Below are 18,183 nucleotides of genomic sequence, written 5' to 3'. Positions count from 1 at the left end.
CGGTAGCGCCGCGTAGAATCGACTCATGGCGAAACGACGGATTGACCCCGGTGAGGGGATGGTGGCGCTGCGTTCGTGGCGCGGCGCCGTGGAGCGCGGTGAGGAGCCTGCGCGCGCGGTCGTGCTCACCGCGGTGCGCTTCACCCTTGAGGAGCTCGGCATCTCGCATCCGGGCCGCGCGGTCGAGGTGCGCGTGCCTCCCGCCGGTGCCGTGCAGATCCTGCCGGGCACGACGCATCGGCGCGGAACTCCGCCCGCCGTCGTGGAGACCGACGCGCGCACGTGGCTGTCGCTCGCATGCGGCCTCCTTACGTGGGACGAGGCCGTGGCCGACTCCCGAGTCAGCGCGTCGGGGGAGCGTACGGACCTGGGGCCCTTCCTGCCGCTCGTGTGAGCGGCAGGGGAGGGGCGCCGACCGGCGGCGCTCAGGCCTGAAGCTGGGGCACGCCGAAGCGGGCCTCGAGCTTAGGGCTAAGCCACTTCTGGGAGCCCTTGTACGCGTAGCGCTGGGCGACGGCCGCGATGGCGGCGGAGGTCGCGGCGAAAAGCACGATGGAGGCCAGGGTGACGTCGTCGGCGTCTTCGGCGGGGACGGGTCGGCCGGTGGCGACCTTCCAGCCGGCTTCGAAGACTTTGGTCGCGGCGAAGGCCGCTCCGGCGATGACGGCGGTCGTGGCGAGCTTTTCGATGGTGGCTGAATCCATGAGTGCCTCCTGGCGTGATGGGTGATTGTCCCTGTGCGCGTGCGCACGCTTCCATGATGCCCCACGCGGCGCTCTTGCGCGAGGCCCACAGGTGCCCTGTCTTATGCTTGAACGGTAGTGTTCCCGTCTGAAGGATTCCTTATGGCTCGCGCCCGCTCTGTTTTCGCGTTGTCGGCCCTCGTTGTAGCGTCGACGGCGGTGGCGGCTTGTACGCCGTCCGTTTCGTCGAGCGCGCCTCGGGATCCGTTCGCGTCGCCGATCGTTCCGGGTCAGAGCGCCCGTGCTTCTTCGGGTACGACCACGGCTGGCAAGATCGATGCTCCGACTCCTCGTAGCGGTTCGGGCACGGTCACCGTCGCCCTGGTGGGTGGCGCGCAGCTGCCGATGGAGACCGCGCAGGAGTTCACGAAGGCGACGGGCTTCACGGTTGCGGCGGTGCCGGTGGATGGCGTGGATGCGCTGTCGAAGGCGGGCGCGGACGTGGTGCTCGGCCTGGATGGCGCGGATGCCCTGCAGGCGACCGCGGCGGGCACGATCGCGGGTTCGGCGCCGCAGGATACGGCGACGATCGCGGGCACGGTCGTGGACGGTGCCGCTGCGGCGATCGCCTACGGCCGCGACGACGTGTGCGTGATCGCCGACAAGTCGTGGATGAGTGCGAACGGCCGCCCGCTGCCGACCTCGTTCGGCGATCTGACCTCACCGCGTATCCGCGCGCTGCTGACGGTCCCGGACCCGGCCTCGTCGTCGGTGGGCCGTGCCTTCGTGCAGGAGGCAGCCGCGCAGACGGGCGAGGGGCTGGGTTCTTTCGCGCAGTCCCTCAACCCGCGTGTGGATTCCTCCCTGGGTGGCGCCATCGCCGCGTGGACGGCCGGCGCGCACGTGTCCGAGGGGTACCTGTCCGAGGTCGTGGGAGCCTCCGCGGGTTCTTCCGGCGCGTATCCGCTAATCGTGGCCCCGCGCTCGCTGGCGGCCGCAGCGGCGACGAATACGGGCGCCGATTCCTACGGCACCGCGATCTCCTCGACGTGCATCGCTCGCATCATGTACGCGGCCCCCACGTCCTCGCCCGCGTCGGACGGCGCAGAGTCCCTGATCGCGTGGCTGCAGGGTGAGACCGCGCAGCGCTCCCTGGCCACGACGGGCGCCGTCTACCCGATCGATGGTGTGCTCGGCGCCGACACGAAGGCCGGCTGGCTGATGGGCATCACCGGCGACCCGATCGTCGCCGACGAGACCGTCGGTTCCCTCGACGCGATGAGCGCGTGGCTGGCCACGTGGACCTCGGCGCTGGCTTCCCCGGCGCCGGCCACGCCGAGTACTCCCGATCCGGTGACGGATCCGGGCGCGCAGGACGCTGAACCGGAGCCGGCTCCCGCGGATAACCCCGCGACCGACACGGGATACGAGGATTCGAGCGACGACGAGGAGTAATCCCCGCCGGATGCATCCTGAAGAGTCAGCCTCGCAGCATTGCGGGGCTGACTTTGCATTCCTCCCCGATGCGCATGGGGGCGATGAGGCCCGCTTCGCGCAGCTCGAGGAGGCGCGGCACGGTGCGCTCGACGACCTTCCACGGGTCGATCGTGTTGAGGTAGATGCGCGTGCCACCCTCGAAACCCGCGAGTGTCGAGATGCGCCACTTGAGCAGGATGCGCCAGCGCATGGGCGTGGACACGGTGGGCGGGCGGTGGTACCACTCCTCGTTGGCGGGCACCTCCACGCCCGTCGCAGCGTGCGCGGCGTGCAGGATGTCGGAGATCCCCCGCATGGCCTCGGGGCTGACCTCCCACGGGTTTTTCGGCTCGCCCAGGGGCCAGATTGCGATGCCGGGGAAGCGATGCCCGAAGCCAGCCAAGGCGACGGCGTGCTCGTTCTGGGCGATGAGGAGCTTGCGCGTGGCCGCGACCGTGAAGATCTGGTCGTAGATGTCGGGCTGGGCGCGCAGGCGCTCCAGCTCGGCCTCGGTCTGCACGGACATGTCGTCGATCGCGACGAGCTGCTTGTGCAGGTGGTCGAAGGACGCGCCCGCGGGGCGCAGCCAGTTCTGGAATGTCGCTACGTAGCGGACCGCGGGATCCAGGTCGTACAGGTCGCGCATCGAGCGGGCCGTGTAGGCGGTGTACTGCTCATGTTCCTCGGGGGTGAGGGTGCCGGACCCGGCCAGCTGGTGGGCCTCGGTGGCGCCGTCGACGAAGTGGCGCTTGCCGATGATCAGGTCGTGCCCGCCGGAGAAAAAGCCATTGGCGGATTGGAGGCGCGCGGTCTCGCTGGTGGCCGCGAACTCGCCTTCGCTCATGCCCGAGGCCAACATGCGCGAGCGGACGACGTTCATGACGTGCTCGTAGCCCGCGTCCGAGGCCAGGTAGTGGGCCATGCGACGACGGTCGTCCTCGGAGGGGACGTGCCCGTGGTTGAGATGCCAGTAGTTGTAGGAGACGATCTCGAACAGGTTAGGAATGCGTCGGAACTCGGCGACTGTGTCGCCGAGCTGATCGGCGCCGAGGGCGTCCAGCTGCTCCCAGGACCCGTCCTCATGGCGCACCAGGCGCGACTTCTCGGGCGGGGTCTCGAGGTAACGGCCGGAACAGAACGCGCAGTGGTGCCCGTCGGCCTCGTGGTCGATGGGGTGGTGGTCCGTGTGCGGCGCGGTGAGGGGCCGGTTGCCGCGGCCCGGAACGGTCCACACCTCTGTGCCCGTGAGGAGGTTCTGCTGTTTGACGGTGCCATCGGCCAGTCGAACGATGGCGCGGTCGGCGCGCGTGAGCTTGGAAGCCATACCTGTATCGTACCCGTCCTCAGAGTCGGTCCATGGTGGCCGGATGCGACCCCATGCGACCGGCCTCGCCCGCGTCGAGAGCGTCGATGCGCGCGGTCTGTTCGGGATCCAGCGAGAAGGAGAACACGTCGAAGTTGGCGGCCATGCGCTCACGACTCAGGGTCTTGGGGAAGACGACGTGGCCGCGATCCAGCGCCCAACGCAGTGCGACCTGCGTCGGGCCCACTCCGAGTTGCGCGCCGATGTCGACGAGCGTCGGGTCGGTGACCGCGCGTCCGCGTGCCAAGGGGGACCACGCCTCGAACACCATGCCGAGGCCCTGGGCGTAGGCGCGCAGGTCGGCGTTGGGGAAGAAGGGGTGGGATTCAACTTGGAGGACGTGCGGAGCGACGGTCGCGACCGCGCGGACGGCCTCGACGTGCTCGCGCTCGTAGTTCGACAGGCCAATCGCGCGTGCGCCGCCCGCGTTGAAGGCGTCCTCGAGGGCGGGCCAGGGCAGGGCGACGTCGCCCCCGTAGAGCGTGGGCAGCGGCCAGTGCACAAGGAGGAGGTCCACGTAGTCGGTGCGCAGGTCCTCGAGGGAGCGTCGGATGGATGCGGCTGCCCGATCGGGCTCGTGGTTGGAGTTGTCGACCTTCGTCGTGACGAACAGGTCCTCACGCGCGATGCCCGATGCCTCGAGCGCCGCCCCGACCTCGGCCTCGTTGCCGTACATCTGAGCGGTGTCGATATGACGGTACCCGACCTCGAGGGCGCGGCTCACCGCGTCGTACGTGTCCTCGGGCGCGACCTTGTAGGTGCCGAAACCGAGCACGGGGATGGGAGCGCCCGTCGGAAGCGTGAGGGTCGGAATCGGGGACGAGGCCGGGGCGTTCTCGGCGGGAAGCGGGGTGTTCATCGGTGAATCCTCCTAGTCGTTCCCAGTGTAGCCTCCCGCACGCGCTGCGGTTGCCGTCGTCCCGTCGTCCGCGGGCGCGGTCGGTGCGCATGTCGTAGCGTTATCCTCGTTTTAAAGCCGTGCGCGGCGCTGGTGTGAGAGCGCAGGAGGAATCATGATCAATGCATACGAGACTGAGGACGGCGTCGTCTTCGATATGAGCGCGATGGAGTGCGAGGCGCTGCGCTCATACGCCGACGGACTTCTGACTGACCCCGACCATCCGTTCGTTGAGCTGCTGCGCGGCCAGGGCCTCGTCGTTGGTGATACTCCCGTCCCCCGCCTCGCTGCTCTCCTTCAGGCGTTCTCGCAGGCGACGAAGGTGTTGACCGCCTGGGTCGTCGCTCCGGCTGGGTGCCGGCGATCCACCTTCTTCGTTGGCCCGCACTCTGCCGCGGTGCTGCGATGCGATGACGGGCTGCCACTTCCCGGCGAGGATGACCCGTTGTCGGTGTGGGTGGTCGACTCCGCGCAGCTGCGCGACACGTTCTTCGAGCTCAGCGCTATCGGTGAGCCTTCCGGCGAGGGGATTGTGCCGACGGCGGTGCCGGCGACGCTCTTCGGTGCCCTCGAACGGGCGGAGGTGACGGAAATACTCGTGGAGGTGCCGAAGGTCGCTCGCGAGATTGCCGAGGTGATTGATGTCGAGGTCGACGAGGTGACGGGGACCTTCTGGGCGGATGTCGCGGATGAGGCGTGGGTGGGTCTGGCCGTGCGGGTTGTCGATGTGGCGTCCTACCCGAGCCTGTCGGGCGAAAGCTGGCGATTGCTCGCCACCAGCGAGGAGGTCTGCGAGGTGCTGGCCGGCGTTGAATTCACCGAGCTGTATCCCGACGAGGTGCCCCTGCTGACGGGCGCGGATGGTGAGTTCTGGGCGGTTGCTGCGCCGTCATCGCCGGGGGTGCTCTGGGAAGATATCGAGGATGTTCTCTCTGAGTAGTCCAACTCCTGAACCGCAGATCTCACAGTCTGAGAACGTCGGGTGACAAATTATTTCTGTCCTGGCGGTCAGTCGGCCTGTTTGCGGTGTTTTTCCCGGTTTTGGATGCTCGTCGTCCTCTCTTTTGAGGGGTCTGACCGCGTGAGTAGGGAAGCGCTGAAATGTCGCTGAAAAACCCTTGAATGGCGTCTGCAATGTGGTTGACACTTAAATTGGTATAGTGGTCAATATCTGTGATATAGCCTGAAAATTCGGGGTCTCCTGTCTAACCGGGCGGTAGGCTTTGTGTTAGGTAACCCACCGCGAATTCCCCGCTCTAAGAGCAAAATTCGCGTACGATAGATACTGTTCAACCACGATCGTCTACACGTCCAGACAACGAACGGAGAGTTATGTCGGTTCGCAATGCCCTGCTGGCGCTTGTTGCGCAGCAGCCCGCCGGTGTCTACCGCCTGAAGCAGATGTTCGAGGAGCAGACGTGCGGAGCATGGCCGCTGAATATCGGCCAGGTCTACCAGACGATGCAGCGCCTCGAGCGCGACGGCCAGGTTGTGTCTCACGCTGAGACCAACGCCGGCCGTGATTCCGAGGTCTTCGAGCTGACTGATGCCGGTCGCGACGTCCTCAACGCCTGGTGGTCCACCCCCGTTCCCCGCGAACACCCCGAACGCGATGAGCTCGTCATGAAGCTCGCCGTGGCCGCCGCTGACCCCACGGTCGACGTCGAGGCCATGATCCAGACCCAGCGTCGCTCGACCCTGGGCTCCCTGCGTGACGTCACCCGCCTGAAGGCTTCGGCCGACGAGGGTGAGCTCGCGTGGAAGCTCATCCTGGAGCGTCACATCTTCGACCTCGAGGCCGAGCTCAACTGGCTCGATCACATCGAGTCCGGTGCTGTTTCCGAGGCCGCTCGTCGCGCCGCCTTCGCTGCTGCGAAGGGTCGCTCGATGAACTGGGCTCAGACGGAAGCCGGCATTTCGGAGCGTGCCGGGGTGCGATGAGCCAGCCTGTGCCGCTACCGATCAGGATGGCGGGTGTCGGACATGAGTTCGGCGCCGACGGCGTCCGAGTGAGAGCGCTCGACGGGATCGACCTTGAGGTCGCCCCCGGCGAGCTTCTCGCTGTTATGGGCCCCTCTGGATCCGGCAAGTCGACCCTGCTGTCGATCGCTGGCGGACTGGAGCGTCCGACGCACGGAAGTGTCTTCATCAACGGCGTCGATATGGCCACGATGGATGCGGCTCACCGTGCTGAGGTGCGTCGCCGTTCCATCGGTTACGTCTTCCAGGACTACAACCTGATCCCGTCCCTGTCGGCCCTCGAAAACGTTGAGATGCCGCTGCAACTGGACGGGGTTAGCCCGTCGAAGGTGCGCGAGGCCGCCATGGCTGCCCTCGAAGAGGTCGGCGTCGCCGAGCTCGCGGATCGCTTCCCCGAGCGTCTCTCGGGTGGTCAGCGTCAGCGCATCGCGATCGCCCGAGGCCTCGTGGGTAACCGCTCGGTCATTCTTGCGGATGAGCCGACGGGCGCGCTGGACTCGCACACGAGCGACCAGATCATGTTGGTGTTGCGTGACCACATTGATGCGGGTGCAGCCGGTATCCTCGTTACTCATGAGGCCCGAATGGCCGCATGGGCGGACCGCACAGTCTTCCTCCGCGACGGTCGCATCGTCGACCGCTCGCGCGGAGACTCGCTGAGGGATCTGCTGGCTGACACTGCACCAAGGATCTGATGAGTCGACTCAACACACGAATGAGGCGATGGGGAGTAGTACTCCGCATCGCCTCTCGTGATGCGCGCCAAAGCCTGGGGCGCACGCTGACGGCGGTTTTTCTCATCTCGCTGCCGATCGTTATCGCGATCGGCGCGATCACGTTCTGGGACGTGACGACCTCCCAGCGCTACCAGGCCGCGTCGTGGCTCGGCCACCGTTCCGACGTCCAGGCGGTCACCCTGCACCGCTCGTCGACGGCCATCGAGCAAGATATCACCGCCGACTTTCTATCGAAGACGGCCTCTGACGAGGAAGTGACGGTTACCCAGAGCACCCTCACCGACTGGGTGCCGGCGGGGGACCAACTGATCGCCGTCGACACCCTCTACCAGCTCCACCTCACGACGCAGGATGGAACGGGCTACACGGTTGACTCAGGCACCCAGACGGCCACGCTGGATGCTCCACGCGTGAATGCGGGTGGAAAGAGCGGCGCGCTCGCCGCGAACCACGCCGTCATTTCGGACGACGTCGCGCGCGCACTCAAGGCCGAGGTGGGCGATACGCTCACGCTGTCGCTGACTGTCGCCAAGGATCGCACCACTCAGGCGCTCACGGGAAGCGTCGTCATCGACGAGATCATTCCCGGTATGAATCGGGCGATCATCGGTGACGGCACGATCGACATTGACCGTCTCGCGGTGGCGGGACGCACGCAGACCGCCTGGTTCGTCACCGGCCCGACTCCGGTGACCTGGGACCATATTCGTCAGATCAACCAGTCGGGATTCTCCGTCGTGTCGCGACAGGTACTCGCTGATCCGCCGGACGTTTCGGCTCTGCCCGCCCAGTTCGCTCAGTACGAGGGCCCCCAAAACAATCGTGCTACCAACCCCTGGCAGTACCTTCTGCTGGTCGCAGGCATCCTCCTCATCCTCACCGAGATGATCCTGCTCATCTCGCCGCTCTACACCGTCGCCCAGCGATCGGTCATGCGCACGGCAGCCATGATCGTCGCCAACGGCGGCGACCAGTCCGACGGTCGTCGCCTGACGATCGCCCACGGCCTCGTCATCGGCCTGTACTCGGGGCTTGTCTCCGCCGTGCTGTCCGCCTGCGGCATGGTGGGCATCGGCATCTGGTCGGGCCTCGGCATCGGCATCGTGCCGTGGTGGCCGCTGGCCCTGTCGGTGCTCCTGCCGATCCTGCTGTCCCTCATGGCGTCCGTGTCGCCGGCGCACACCTCGTCGCACATCAACACGTCCGCAGTCATCGGCGGGCGCGTGTGGGAGCCCTCCCGCCTCGTGCGTCGTCGCATGATCTACCCCCTGGCGCTGCTGGCCGGACTCCCGCTGCTGGGGATTGCCGCCTGGCGCGGGTGGGTGCTCGCCCTCGTCGTTGGTGTCGGTCTGCTCGAGGCCGGCCTCATCGGGTCGATCCCCTACATCTTCACCCGCTGGCGTGCGCCCAATCGTCGCGCGTCGATGAGCATGCGCCTGGCGCTTCGCGACGCCGTGCGTAACGGCCACCGCACGTTCCCCGCCATGGCCTCGATCCTGACGACCGTGTTCGTCGCCTGCGGCCTGCTCATCACCCTGTCCTCGTCGAACGAGGCCGGCTGGAACTCGCGCCCGCACGCCGGGCAGCGTGGGCAGGTCTTCCTCTCGACGGTCGATAAGACCGACTCGGTGACGCGCACCCGCAACCTTCTTCAGTCGGCCCAGCAGGTCGTCGATGGGGAGCGCACGGTCACCTCCAGCGCCATCATGAACGGCATGGCGTGGAACAGTGGCCCAGGTGGCCCGGAGACCATGGTCGAGGCCGTGAACCCCGTCGACAAGTCGACGCTCACGATGCGCGATGACATGGGAACGATGGCGGAGATCGACGTCGCCTACATCGTCGATGACGGCACCTACCTGCGCGAGGCCGGCTACCTGAACGAGGACGACATGGTCCGAGCGATCGCCACCCTGAACGCCGGTGGCGTCCTCGTGCCCGATCCGAAGCTGATTAACGGCGCCGGCCAGGCGGACCTGCGCAGCCTCGACATGTCGGCGATTGCTGCCGCCAAGGCCGCCGGTGCCTCCGATGATGACCTGCCGGACGCCCTCGTGCAGAGGACGATGACCTTCCCGGCCTCGCCCCTCACGCGTATCAACGTCATGGTGTTGTCCCCGCAGGCCTCCGAAGCCCTCGGCCTGCGCGCCGTGCCCCTCGGCGAGCTCCTCACCGTCGAGAAGCCGGTGAATCCGGTGGACGCGCCCACCTTCCAGACGACGATTGCGCGCCAGGTCCCCGGTGCCTCCGCACAGGTGATCGCCCCGACGATGCGGTCGCTGGTTCTGCCCTACGTTGCCGCCCTGATTGCTGTCGTCGCGGCTGCGGCGACGGTTGCCCTCGTGGTGGCACTGTCTTCCTCGGATATGCGCCCGGACCTCGACACCCTTGATGCAATCGGTGCCGCTCCCTCGATGCGCCGCCACGTCACCACGTGGCAGGGCGTGGTGCTTGCGCTCAACGCGATTCCGACGGCTGTGCTCTCCGGCCTCGTTGTGGGCGTGCTGGCCGTCATCACCTTCGCGAATTCGGGGATCTTCCCGACGCTGACCACGACGCTGCGCCCCATCGTTCCTTGGGGAGCCCTGCTGGGCATGCTGATCGGCATGCCGATCCTGTGCGCCCTCGTCGCAATTATCCTGACGCCCCGCCACCAGAAGCGCATCCGCCGCATCAACTAGGCGGTCGCTATGAGTGAGACCCCCGAAGAAGTCGTTATCCCCGCGGGTGCCCTCGCCTCGTCGGCCGTGCGCGTCGATACATGGCTGTGGGCGACTCGCCAGCTCAAGTCCCGGTCGCAGGCGACGGCCGCCGTGCGCGCCGGGCACGTGCGTGTCAACGGAGAGGCCGTCAAGGCCGCCTACAAGGTACGCGTCGGCGACGAGGTGCGCCTGCGCATCGAGGGCTTCGACCGCATCCTGGGGGTCAACCTGCTGCTGAACAAGCGCGTGTCCTACCCGCAGGCGCGCACGGCCTACGACGATCGCACGCCTGAGCGCCCGCGCGTGCACATTCCCGTCGCCATGCGTGAGAAGGGGAGCGGGCGTCCCACGAAGAAGGAACGGCGAGAGCTGGATCGGCTGCGCGGATACGACTCACATGAGCACTACTAAGCGCTTGCGTGAGGCCGTGGCGGGGCTACGTGGCGATGTGGACCGCGCGCCTGCCTCTTGTGAATGCACGTGGTCCCGCCGCCCGGAATTGGGCGACGGGACCTGTGCGTTCGATCAGAGTGCCTGGCTCACGCGTGCGGGAAGTACTTCGTGACCTTGACCTTGTAGTGGGCGCCCCAGCTTGGGTCGTAGGGTGTCGTGAACTCGAGGGACACCTTCTCGCCCTTCGTCATCGTCGCGGTTGTGACGTTTTCTGTGACGTGGTCGGGGGTACCGACAACAAACATCGAATCGTCGAACAGGATCTCGAACGTCAGGTCGGTCGTCTGGAAAGCTTCGAGCTTGGTCTTCACCGTGTCGCTGGCGGGGGAGACGTCCGCGGTGCAGTGCAGAGTCGTCTGAGCGTCGTCCAGCTCGCAGGTAGAATCAACCTTGAATGCGTCCTCGGCGTCCTGGAACTTCAGCAGCTGGACGGCGTCAACCCGATCCTTGCATTCCTTCTTCACGGATTCCTGAGCTTCCGAGGACATCCTGTCGTACTTGGAGTACAGCTCGTCGACCTTGTCGACGTTGTCCGGGGTCACCTGCTCGCACCAGGCCGGGGCAGCGAGGGCGGCGGTCTGCTCCTTGATTGTCTGGATCTCATCCTTCATGTCCTTCTCCGCCTTTGTCTTCTGGACGGCGAAGGTGAACAGGGTGGTCGTCGCGATGACGAGGACGAGGAGGAGGACGAGCGCGACGCGGTTGTAGATCGACAGTCCCTTGCTCTTCGGGGCCTTGGTCGCGACCGTCACGGGAGCCGGGGCGGTTGCCTCGGGCGTGGGGATGTTGTTGTCACTCACTTGGTGGCCTCCTGCGCTTCCTGAAGCTCCTGCTGGACGGTGGTGAGCTCTTCCTGGGTCTCGGTGAGGTCCTTGCTCTTCAGGGAGTAGATGCCGGCAGCCATGAGGGTCGTAATGGCAAAGAGGACGACGAGGACCGACGTGATGACGGCGATCGCGATCTGCCCGCCCGTAGCGCGCGGGCGCGGGGCGGTGAGCGGGGTGAACGTCGGCGTGGCCGCCGCGACCGCGGGTCTCGGCGCAGCCGGAACCTGACCGGCGGGAGGAATGGGGGAGCCAGCCGGATTCTCGGGCAGGCCGGGGGTGGGGGTGCTCACGGGGAGACTCCTTTCACTGTGTCTCCCCAATTCTATGCGAGTTGAAAAAATTGGATTTGCTGCGGTGACGGGATTCACCGTGCATCACAGGTTGGAGGGCCACCAGCTGGTCATCGTCGCGCCGCACTCGGTCTTATCGGTCATCGCGGGATCGTAGGGAATCGACAGCGTAAAAGTGGCGGGCGAGCCGGGTGTCAGAGTGATCGTCGTCGTGCCCTGGTACGGCGAGCCGGGGCTGGGGTTCTTCCCCTTGTCCGCGGTAAACCCGTTGATCTCCACATCGAGTGTGCCCAGCGACGTGATCTGGGAAGAGTCCTTGAGGGTGAGCGTTCCGTTCACCGTGGTCGTCACCTGGTCAGTTGTGCATTCGCCCACCGCGATGGTGAAGTCAGCGTCCTTGTTGGTGCGGTAGACCTGCGCGAGGGTCTCCTTGGCCGCGCACTGTTCGTGGATCGCGTCCTTGGTGGCCTGAGTCGCCGAATCGTAGGTCTTGAGCGAGTCTCGAATCGACGCGGCGGATTCGCGCGTGATCGAATCGCACCAGGCCTCGGCGTCCTTGCGTACGGTGGCAGCATCCAGCGCGGCCTTTGCCTCCGTAATCTGCTGATCGACCGTGGCCTTGTCGGACTGGGCCTGCTCAGCCTGTGCCTCGTACGTGGATGCAGAATGCGTGCGCCACGCGTTGATGCCCCCGACGATGGCTGAGAGGACGATGAACGCCGTGGCGAGGATGGCGCCCGCGACGGTCGCGGCACGCAGGGGTGCGGGAGCGCTCACTTGGTGGCCTCCTGGAGCTGCTGGTTGATGGACTCGAGCGTCGAGCGGGCCGTGTCGAGCTCATTCTGGGCGGTCTCGGCGCGGTTCTTCGCGTCCTCCTGGATGCGGCCGCTGGCCCCCAGGTGCGACCAGGCGATGACGAGCACGGTAATGAACACCGCGACGAGCACCCACGATGCTGCGCATGCGAGAACCCACTTGAGCGTTCCGCTCTTCTCGGGTGCATCCGCCTCCTCGCTGTCTTTTTCATCGACGGGGGAGCCGGGCATCGGAATCGGTGCGACCGGTGCCTCCGCTACCGACGAGGCTGGGGTGACCTCCTGCGGGAAGGAGGCCTCGGGCATGGGGATAGGTGTACCGGCGGAAGTGGCGGCCCACTCCTCGGTGGACGAAGCCGGGAAGGCCTCGTCCACCGCCGGAATTGCGACCTCAACGTCCTGAGGAGAGGGCGCCGGTGCCTCGTACGGCTCGACGTAGTCCGTCCACGCGTGTCCGTCCCACCAGCGCAGTTGATTTGCGCCACTGGGATCGGCGTACCAGCCTTCCGCGGGTTCACTCATCGGGGTTCCTGCTCTCGTGTCGGGAGATCGCTGTGGATGTGGGGCTTACAGACCGGTGGGCCAGATACTCACCGGTTCGATCGAGCAGTGCGTCTCGTTGCCCGAGATCGGCATGGATGTGGACAGGGGACCCGACCCGCTCGAAGGAACGGTGGCGGTTGCTGTCCCGAGCGGAGTATCGGATTTGGTGATCGCGTGATCGGCCGCGAACACGTTGTAAGTAACGTCCATGCTGCCATACGCCAGGAGCGAGGGAGCAGTAATTGTGACAGTGGCCGTAATCGTCATCGTCTTGCCGTCTTTCTGGCAATCGAGGCTCGAGGGGGTGATCATTTCGGTATTTGCTTTTGCGTCTTGCGCGAAAGCTTCAATGAAGGCCTTTTTCTGGGAGCAGAGATTATCGACTGCGTCGCGCGTGGGTTGGTTCATCGACTTGAGGGCGCTTCCCTGACTGCGAAGCTTCGTCTCCGTTGCATTCTCGCGGGTGACGTCGTCGCACCACTTCTGAGCCTCTTTCTTCCCCTTGGCCGCGGCGATCTGCTCCTTAGTGGATGTGATTTCGCTGTCGATTTCCACGGTCTTAGCGTCCGCGGACTGGATCTCGGCGCGCCCTTCCTCAATCTCCTGCGCCTTCGAGCGAGCGCTGACGAACATGCTGGTGCTGACAAGGAGGAAGAGGATTGCGAGAACTGAGCAGATAATCGTCAGGATCTTAGGAAGGCTGGAGGGCTTCTTCGCCTGGGGCTGGAATCCGTTGCTCACTTCTGTGCCTCCTCGAGTTCTTCCTTCACATCGTTGAGTTCATCCTGCTTGTGGTCGAGGCTGATCTTTGTAGAGTTTCGCTGATCCTGCACGTCGCGCCACTCCACGTTCTGAGCGCGCAGCTGGATACCCGCGTACACCATCGTGCCGAAGAAAACGACCATGAGGAGGGCAGAGACAACAGCGCCGATGACCCATCCGCGACCGCTCTTCGGTGCGGCGTCTCCTGCGTGCTGCGATCCCGCTTCGGCGTTACCCAGCTGTGGAGCGGTGCCTGCCGGGTTGTAGGGGTCCGAGGAAACGGTGGGAGCCTGCGACTGGGTGGGCACGTACTGCCCCGCCGCCGGGTCTGCGGGCCACCGCTGCCCGGCGGATACTTCCTGCTGTGGCATATCGTGGAATTGTTCGGTCCACTCGCCGCCGTTCCACCAGCGAAGGCGCTGGCTTCCTGCGGGGTCGGGGTACCATCCGGGTGCTGGTTGAGGCATGACCGTCCTTTCAGTTTCTGGCACCAGTGTAACCAATCCGTGAGGTTCATAACGCAGGCAATATGACAGTCGTGAAGAAGGCCAGACTCGCGACAGGTACTCTGAAAGCTATGGCCTCTCTTTTCGCGTCTTCGCCCCTGCTCGCACTGTTTGTCGTCGTTGCATTGGGTGCGGCGATCGGGGCCATCCGGATCGGCCCGCTGCGCTTCGGAGCGGCCGGCGCGCTCTTCGTGGGATTGACCGTCTCGGCCCTGCATCCCGAGGTTGTCAGCACCCACATGTCGATCGTCCAGCCGATGGGCCTGGCCTTCTTCGTGTATTGCGTCGGCATTTCTGCGGGTGCCACCTTCTTTCAGGATTTGCGTAAGCAGACGAACCTCCTCGCCCTCACGACAATCGTGTGCGTCGTGGGTGCGCTCATTGCACTCGCGGGAGGCCGCCTCCTTGGCCTGTCATCGGGCCTGACCTCGGGTCTGTTCACGGGTGCTCTGACGGCCGCTCCCGCCCTCGACACAGCCACCCGACTCACGGGAGATCCCAACGCGGCGGTCGGCTACGCCTTCGGTTACCCGGTGGGCGTCATCGGCGGCATTCTCATTGTGACGATCACCGTGACGAGGAAGTGGGTCGGTCCCAAGGACACGCCTTCCCTCGCGGGGGCCTCCCTGGAAGCCGTGAGTATTCATGTCTCCAAGCACACCAACACGCGCGACATCGACGCGTGGCGCGACCAGCGCGTGCGCCTGTCCTACCTGCGTCGTGACGGGCGCACCCGCGTCACCGCTCCCGGCGAGGACCTGCTGCCGGGCGACCACGTCGTCATGGTCGGCGATCCCGCGTCGATCAAGGAGACGGCGCCCCTCGTCGGCGAGATCCTCGACCACAACCTTGAGGATGACCGTTCCGATCTCGCCTTCGAGCGGATCGTCGTGTCCAACCCCGACGTCGCAGGCCGTAGCGTCTCCGAGCTGAACGTCACCAAGCGCTTCGGTGCCGTCATCACGCGCGTGCGCCGAGGCGACCTGGACCTCCTGGCTCGCGACGACCTTGACCTGCAGCTCGGCGATCACGTCGCCGTCGTCGTTCCCACCGACGAGCTTGATGACATCGCCGAGTGGCTCGGCGACTCCGAGCGCCGCGTCGCCGAGGTTGACGGCATGGCTTTCGGCATCGGCCTCGTCCTCGGTCTGCTCCTGGGTATCGTCTCCTTCCCGCTGCCCGGCGGCCAGGGCTTCCAGCTGGGCGCCGCCGCCGGCCCCCTGATCGTCGGTATGCTGCTCGGCGCACTGCGCCGCACCGGACCGCTCGTGTGGACCCTGCCCGCCGCCGCGAACCTGACGATCCGACAGATCGGCCTCATGCTGTTCCTCGCGGCCCTCGGCCTGAATGCAGGACCGCAGTTCGCGAGCCTGCTCGGCAGCCCTGAGGGTTGGCGCGCCGCGCTCCTCGCCGCCGTCATGGTCGTCGTCTGCTGCGTCATCCAGGCCCTCGGAGCGAAGTTCATCGGCTTGTCCTCCGCGCGCGCTGCGGGCGGCATCGCGGGCTTCCTCGGCCAGCCGGCCGTCCTGCAGGCCGCCGACGCCCGCGTCACCGACGAGCGCATCGAGGCCGCCTACGCGACCCTCTTCGCGTTCGCAATTATCGTCAAGATCCTGCTCCTGCCGCTCATCACCTCCTTCCTGTGAACGCCGTAGACTAGGGCTATGGCTACCCCCGACTTCGTCCTCGAACTGCGCCGTCACATGGGCCACGCGCCCCTGTGGATGCCCGGCACGACCGTCGTTATCATGCGTCCCGCGCCGGGCCAGGTGGCGATCGACTGGGAACGCCCCATTGCTCCCGAGGCGGTTGAGATCCTGTGTGTGCGCCGCTCGGACAACGGCGCATGGACTCCCGTGACCGGCATCGTTGACCCGGGCGAGGAGCCCGCGATCGCCGCCGCACGTGAGGCCTTGGAGGAAGCCGACGTTCGCATCGAGGTGCGCCGCCTCCTTTCCGTCGAGGTCGTCGGCCCCGTCACCTACTACAACGGAGACGTCACCACCTACCTGGACGTCGCCTTCGCTGCCGAGTGGGTGAGCGGCGAGCCGAGCCCCGCCGACGGTGAAAACAGCGAGACCGCGTTCTTCCGTGGCGACCAGCTCCCTCCCATGAATGACCGTTTCCGCCGCGCCGTTGCCAAGGCGCTGAGCGCCCGCCCCGACGCGGACTTCCTCACCGCCTGACCTCGCGTGAGCGGAGGGGCACGCCCCTGCCTCGTCGAGGTGAGCGCGAAAACGCTTGTGTTTCTGTCAAACCCCTTGCGGGACTGAAGTCCTAGTGGTGGAATGGGGTCATGGATACACCTAACGAGATCGTTTACACCGTCACCGCCGACTCCACCGGTGGTCGCGCCGGCACCTCCTCCGTCCCCGCGCTCGGCATCAGCCACGTCATGCGTATGCCCAAGGAACTGGGCGGCCCCGGCGACGGCCCCAACCCCGAAGCCCTCTTCGCCATGGGCTACGGCGCCTGCTTCCAGGGCGCCATGGGCCTGGCCGCCAAGGAACTGGGTATCGACACCAAGGACTCCGTCGTGCGCACCACGATCGGCCTCGGCCCCGAGGGCGACTCCTTCGCCCTCACCGCCGACATCGAGGTCTTCATCCCCGGCGTCGAGCTCGACCGCGCCCAGGCCCTCGTCGACCGCGCCCACCAGCTGTGCCCCTACTCCAAGGCCACGCGCGGCAACGTGCCCGTCACCGTCACCGCGGTCGCCGCTCTCTGAGCGCGCCCGATAGACGAAAGAACCCCGGCCTCGTCACGATGGACGAGGCCGGGGTTACTTCATGCGCTCAGGCGTCAGGCGCCGCTGTGAGGGCCCGCTTTAGGCACCCTGCCAGTACGCCTCAAGCACCCGGGAAAGGTCGAGGAGATCATCCACGTGGCTCATCTCGCGCGCCGAGTGCATCGACAACAGGCCCACGCCCACGTCCACCGTCAGGATCCCCAGACGAGTCGCCGTGATCGGGCCGATCGTCGTCCCGCACGGCATCGCGTTATTACCCACGAAGTTCTGCGACGCAACGCCCGCCGCCGCGCACGCGCGATTCCACAGGGCGATGCCCTCCGCGTCCGTCGCGTAACGCTGCTTCGAGTTGATCTTGATGATCGGGCCGCGGCCCATCATCGGACGATTATCCGGATCGTGGTGGCCCGCGTAGTTCGGGTGCACCGAATGCGCCGCGTCCGCGCTCACGCACGACGAGGCCGCGAGCATGCGCTCGAAACCGTCCTCGTCGCGGCCCAGCGCCTTCGCCGTGCGGCGCAACACCGTCTCCAGGATCGGGCCGGCCGCACCCGTGCGCGACTCCGAGCCCACCTCCTCGTGATCGAAGCACATGAACACCGTGACGTCGCCGCCCGCCGGCGTACCCTGCGCGGCCAGGCGCTCCAAGGCCACCAGGCCCGGGTGCACGCTCGACAGGTTGTCCTGGCGCGAGGCCGCGATGAACTGGCCCTTATCGCCGAAGAAGCCCGGACCCTGGCTGGGTGTGAGGATCAGGTCGAACGCCGCAACCTGCGACGCGTCATCCAGGCCCGCCGTGCGCGCCACGTACTCCAGCACGTTGCCGTACGGGTTATCCACCGTCCACACCGGGTGCAGGTGCTTCTGCGGATCCAGCTTCAGCCCGCCCGGATTCACGTCGCGATCCAGGTGGATCGCCAGCTGCGGGATGCGCGCAATCGGGCCCGTGCGAGCCAGGATGACTTCGCCACTGTTCAGGACCAGGCGGCCCGCCAGCGTCAGCTCGCGATCCAGCCACGAGTTCCACATCATGCCGCCGTACACCTCGACGTCAATCTGGCCCCAGCCATCCGGTGTCGTCGACTGCACCGACGGCTTCACCGACAGCGCCGGCGAATCCGTGTGCGCGCCCACGATGCGGAAGCCCGCGTCGTCGGAAACCGTCTCGGGCACGAACCACGCGGCCACCGCACCGCCGCGCACCATCACGTGACCACCCGGGGACGCGTCCCACGCGCCCTTCTCGTCGACGCGCGTAAAGCCGGCGTCCACCAGGCGCTGCGCCACGACCTCGGCGGCGTGATAGGGGGAAGGAGAATCAAGGAGGAAATGCTGATAGTCCACCGCGTTCGCGTGGACCTCGTCCAGTTCAAGCTGTGCCATACCCCAATGGTAGAAC

At 66.3% G+C, this 18,183-nt stretch carries 20 protein-coding genes; 10 read left to right on the top strand and 10 right to left on the bottom strand.

The features are described 5' to 3' along the window. Positions 1–25 precede the first annotated feature (25 nt). Positions 26–394 (top strand): sterol carrier family protein, encoded by a 369-nt coding sequence (locus FBF35_RS09365; RefSeq protein WP_060565869.1) that lies wholly within the window; start codon positions 26–28, stop codon positions 392–394. A gap of 31 nt (positions 395–425) precedes the next feature. Here the strand turns inward: FBF35_RS09365 and FBF35_RS09360 are convergent, their stop codons facing one another. Continuing rightward, complete coding sequence (locus FBF35_RS09360) at positions 426–704, bottom strand: DUF4235 domain-containing protein (protein WP_060565868.1); 279 nt, start codon at positions 702–704, stop codon at positions 426–428. Between the two features lie 141 nt (positions 705–845). Between FBF35_RS09360 and FBF35_RS09355 the strand changes: the two genes are divergently transcribed. Continuing rightward, entirely contained in the window at positions 846–2,138 is a 1,293-nt protein-coding gene (locus FBF35_RS09355; RefSeq protein ID WP_138134132.1) for a hypothetical protein, read from the top strand. 25 nt (positions 2,139–2,163) lie between these two features. Here FBF35_RS09355 and FBF35_RS09350 read toward each other — a convergent pair whose 3' ends face one another. Together FBF35_RS09350 and FBF35_RS09345 are read right to left on the bottom strand one after the other, a co-directional pair. Next, positions 2,164–3,483, bottom strand: coding sequence for a DUF4921 family protein (locus tag FBF35_RS09350; protein WP_060565866.1), 1,320 nt, complete (start codon positions 3,481–3,483; stop codon positions 2,164–2,166). Between the two features lie 19 nt (positions 3,484–3,502). Then, the gene (locus tag FBF35_RS09345; RefSeq protein WP_060565865.1) at positions 3,503–4,381 is read right to left on the bottom strand and encodes an aldo/keto reductase; all 879 of its coding nucleotides are present in this window, start codon (positions 4,379–4,381) and stop codon (positions 3,503–3,505) included. Between the two features lie 154 nt (positions 4,382–4,535). Here FBF35_RS09345 and FBF35_RS09340 point away from each other — a divergent pair, with 154 nt between their 5' ends. From FBF35_RS09340 to FBF35_RS09320, 5 genes are all read left to right on the top strand, one after another. Further along, complete coding sequence (locus FBF35_RS09340) at positions 4,536–5,360, top strand: hypothetical protein (protein ID WP_060565864.1); 825 nt, start codon at positions 4,536–4,538, stop codon at positions 5,358–5,360. Between the two features lie 392 nt (positions 5,361–5,752). Continuing rightward, positions 5,753–6,361 carry a PadR family transcriptional regulator gene (locus FBF35_RS09335; RefSeq protein ID WP_034465196.1) on the top strand — a complete coding sequence of 203 codons (609 nt, stop codon included), beginning with the start codon at positions 5,753–5,755 and terminating at the stop codon, positions 6,359–6,361. Beyond that, a complete protein-coding gene (locus FBF35_RS09330) occupies positions 6,358–7,095 on the top strand; it encodes an ABC transporter ATP-binding protein (protein WP_034465194.1) in 738 nt (245 codons plus the stop codon). Before FBF35_RS09335 ends, FBF35_RS09330 begins: the two co-directional genes overlap by 4 nt. Positions 7,096–7,115: 20 nt before the next feature. Then, on the top strand, positions 7,116–9,818 hold the full coding sequence (locus FBF35_RS09325; RefSeq protein ID WP_060565863.1) for a hypothetical protein: 2,703 nt from the start codon (positions 7,116–7,118) through the stop codon (positions 9,816–9,818). Positions 9,819–9,827: 9 nt separating this feature from the next. Further along, positions 9,828–10,250 (top strand): RNA-binding S4 domain-containing protein, encoded by a 423-nt coding sequence (locus FBF35_RS09320; protein WP_060565862.1) that lies wholly within the window; start codon positions 9,828–9,830, stop codon positions 10,248–10,250. Between the two features lie 128 nt (positions 10,251–10,378). On the opposite strand, the gene FBF35_RS09315 is transcribed toward FBF35_RS09320, so the two are convergent. The 6 genes from FBF35_RS09315 to FBF35_RS09290 all read right to left on the bottom strand — a co-directional run bounded on the left by FBF35_RS09315 (position 10,379) and on the right by FBF35_RS09290 (position 13,996). Beyond that, positions 10,379–11,092: a hypothetical protein gene (locus FBF35_RS09315; RefSeq protein ID WP_060565861.1), complete on the bottom strand. Its 714-nt coding sequence runs from the start codon at positions 11,090–11,092 to the stop codon at positions 10,379–10,381. Continuing rightward, positions 11,089–11,409, bottom strand: coding sequence for a small transmembrane and glycosylated protein (locus FBF35_RS09310; protein WP_241772511.1), 321 nt, complete (start codon positions 11,407–11,409; stop codon positions 11,089–11,091). Before FBF35_RS09310 ends, FBF35_RS09315 begins: the two co-directional genes overlap by 4 nt. 84 nt (positions 11,410–11,493) lie before the next feature. Next, entirely contained in the window at positions 11,494–12,186 is a 693-nt protein-coding gene (locus FBF35_RS09305) for a hypothetical protein (RefSeq protein ID WP_060565860.1), read from the bottom strand. Then, complete coding sequence (locus FBF35_RS09300) at positions 12,183–12,746, bottom strand: DUF2510 domain-containing protein (RefSeq protein WP_060565859.1); 564 nt, start codon at positions 12,744–12,746, stop codon at positions 12,183–12,185. Before FBF35_RS09300 ends, FBF35_RS09305 begins: the two co-directional genes overlap by 4 nt. Positions 12,747–12,791: 45 nt before the next feature. Further along, positions 12,792–13,508, bottom strand: a complete 717-nt coding sequence (locus FBF35_RS09295; protein ID WP_060565858.1) for a hypothetical protein — start codon at positions 13,506–13,508, stop codon at positions 12,792–12,794. Next, entirely contained in the window at positions 13,505–13,996 is a 492-nt protein-coding gene (locus FBF35_RS09290; protein ID WP_082632814.1) for a DUF2510 domain-containing protein, read from the bottom strand. Before FBF35_RS09290 ends, FBF35_RS09295 begins: the two co-directional genes overlap by 4 nt. Before the next feature lie 110 nt (positions 13,997–14,106). On the opposite strand from FBF35_RS09290, the gene FBF35_RS09285 reads away from it, so the two are divergent. The 3 genes from FBF35_RS09285 to FBF35_RS09275 all read left to right on the top strand — a co-directional run bounded on the left by FBF35_RS09285 (position 14,107) and on the right by FBF35_RS09275 (position 16,763). Next, positions 14,107–15,681, top strand: a complete 1,575-nt coding sequence (locus FBF35_RS09285; RefSeq protein ID WP_060565856.1) for an aspartate:alanine exchanger family transporter — start codon at positions 14,107–14,109, stop codon at positions 15,679–15,681. 18 nt (positions 15,682–15,699) lie between these two features. Beyond that, positions 15,700–16,221 (top strand): NUDIX domain-containing protein, encoded by a 522-nt coding sequence (locus FBF35_RS09280; RefSeq protein ID WP_060565855.1) that lies wholly within the window; start codon positions 15,700–15,702, stop codon positions 16,219–16,221. 110 nt (positions 16,222–16,331) lie between these two features. Continuing rightward, positions 16,332–16,763, top strand: coding sequence for an Ohr family peroxiredoxin (locus FBF35_RS09275; protein ID WP_007587999.1), 432 nt, complete (start codon positions 16,332–16,334; stop codon positions 16,761–16,763). 99 nt (positions 16,764–16,862) lie between these two features. On the opposite strand, the gene FBF35_RS09270 is transcribed toward FBF35_RS09275, so the two are convergent. After that, on the bottom strand, positions 16,863–18,167 hold the full coding sequence (locus FBF35_RS09270) for a M18 family aminopeptidase (protein WP_060565854.1): 1,305 nt from the start codon (positions 18,165–18,167) through the stop codon (positions 16,863–16,865). Positions 18,168–18,183 lie beyond the last annotated feature (16 nt).

This window comes from Schaalia odontolytica, from assembly GCF_005696695.1.
GTDB lineage: Bacteria > Actinomycetota > Actinomycetes > Actinomycetales > Actinomycetaceae > Pauljensenia > Pauljensenia odontolytica_C.
The sequence above is the reverse complement of the archived record's forward strand: the minus strand, read 5'-3'. Positions and strand labels throughout refer to the sequence as shown.

Bases quoted from the DNA above. Each gene is read 5' to 3' on its own strand.
- FBF35_RS09365 (WP_060565869.1), top strand. From the start codon at position 26: ATGGCGAAACGACGGATTGACCCCGGTGAGGGGATGGTGGCGCTGCGT.
- FBF35_RS09360 (WP_060565868.1), bottom strand. From the start codon at position 704: ATGGATTCAGCCACCATCGAAAAGCTCGCCACGACCGCCGTCATCGCC.
- FBF35_RS09355 (WP_138134132.1), top strand. From the start codon at position 846: ATGGCTCGCGCCCGCTCTGTTTTCGCGTTGTCGGCCCTCGTTGTAGCG.
- FBF35_RS09350 (WP_060565866.1), bottom strand. From the start codon at position 3,483: ATGGCTTCCAAGCTCACGCGCGCCGACCGCGCCATCGTTCGACTGGCC.
- FBF35_RS09345 (WP_060565865.1), bottom strand. From the start codon at position 4,381: ATGAACACCCCGCTTCCCGCCGAGAACGCCCCGGCCTCGTCCCCGATT.
- FBF35_RS09340 (WP_060565864.1), top strand. From the start codon at position 4,536: ATGATCAATGCATACGAGACTGAGGACGGCGTCGTCTTCGATATGAGC.
- FBF35_RS09335 (WP_034465196.1), top strand. From the start codon at position 5,753: ATGTCGGTTCGCAATGCCCTGCTGGCGCTTGTTGCGCAGCAGCCCGCC.
- FBF35_RS09330 (WP_034465194.1), top strand. From the start codon at position 6,358: ATGAGCCAGCCTGTGCCGCTACCGATCAGGATGGCGGGTGTCGGACAT.
- FBF35_RS09325 (WP_060565863.1), top strand. From the start codon at position 7,116: ATGAGGCGATGGGGAGTAGTACTCCGCATCGCCTCTCGTGATGCGCGC.
- FBF35_RS09320 (WP_060565862.1), top strand. From the start codon at position 9,828: ATGAGTGAGACCCCCGAAGAAGTCGTTATCCCCGCGGGTGCCCTCGCC.
- FBF35_RS09300 (WP_060565859.1), bottom strand. From the start codon at position 12,746: ATGAGTGAACCCGCGGAAGGCTGGTACGCCGATCCCAGTGGCGCAAAT.
- FBF35_RS09290 (WP_082632814.1), bottom strand. From the start codon at position 13,996: ATGCCTCAACCAGCACCCGGATGGTACCCCGACCCCGCAGGAAGCCAG.
- FBF35_RS09285 (WP_060565856.1), top strand. From the start codon at position 14,107: ATGGCCTCTCTTTTCGCGTCTTCGCCCCTGCTCGCACTGTTTGTCGTC.
- FBF35_RS09280 (WP_060565855.1), top strand. From the start codon at position 15,700: ATGGCTACCCCCGACTTCGTCCTCGAACTGCGCCGTCACATGGGCCAC.
- FBF35_RS09275 (WP_007587999.1), top strand. From the start codon at position 16,332: ATGGATACACCTAACGAGATCGTTTACACCGTCACCGCCGACTCCACC.
- FBF35_RS09270 (WP_060565854.1), bottom strand. From the start codon at position 18,167: ATGGCACAGCTTGAACTGGACGAGGTCCACGCGAACGCGGTGGACTAT.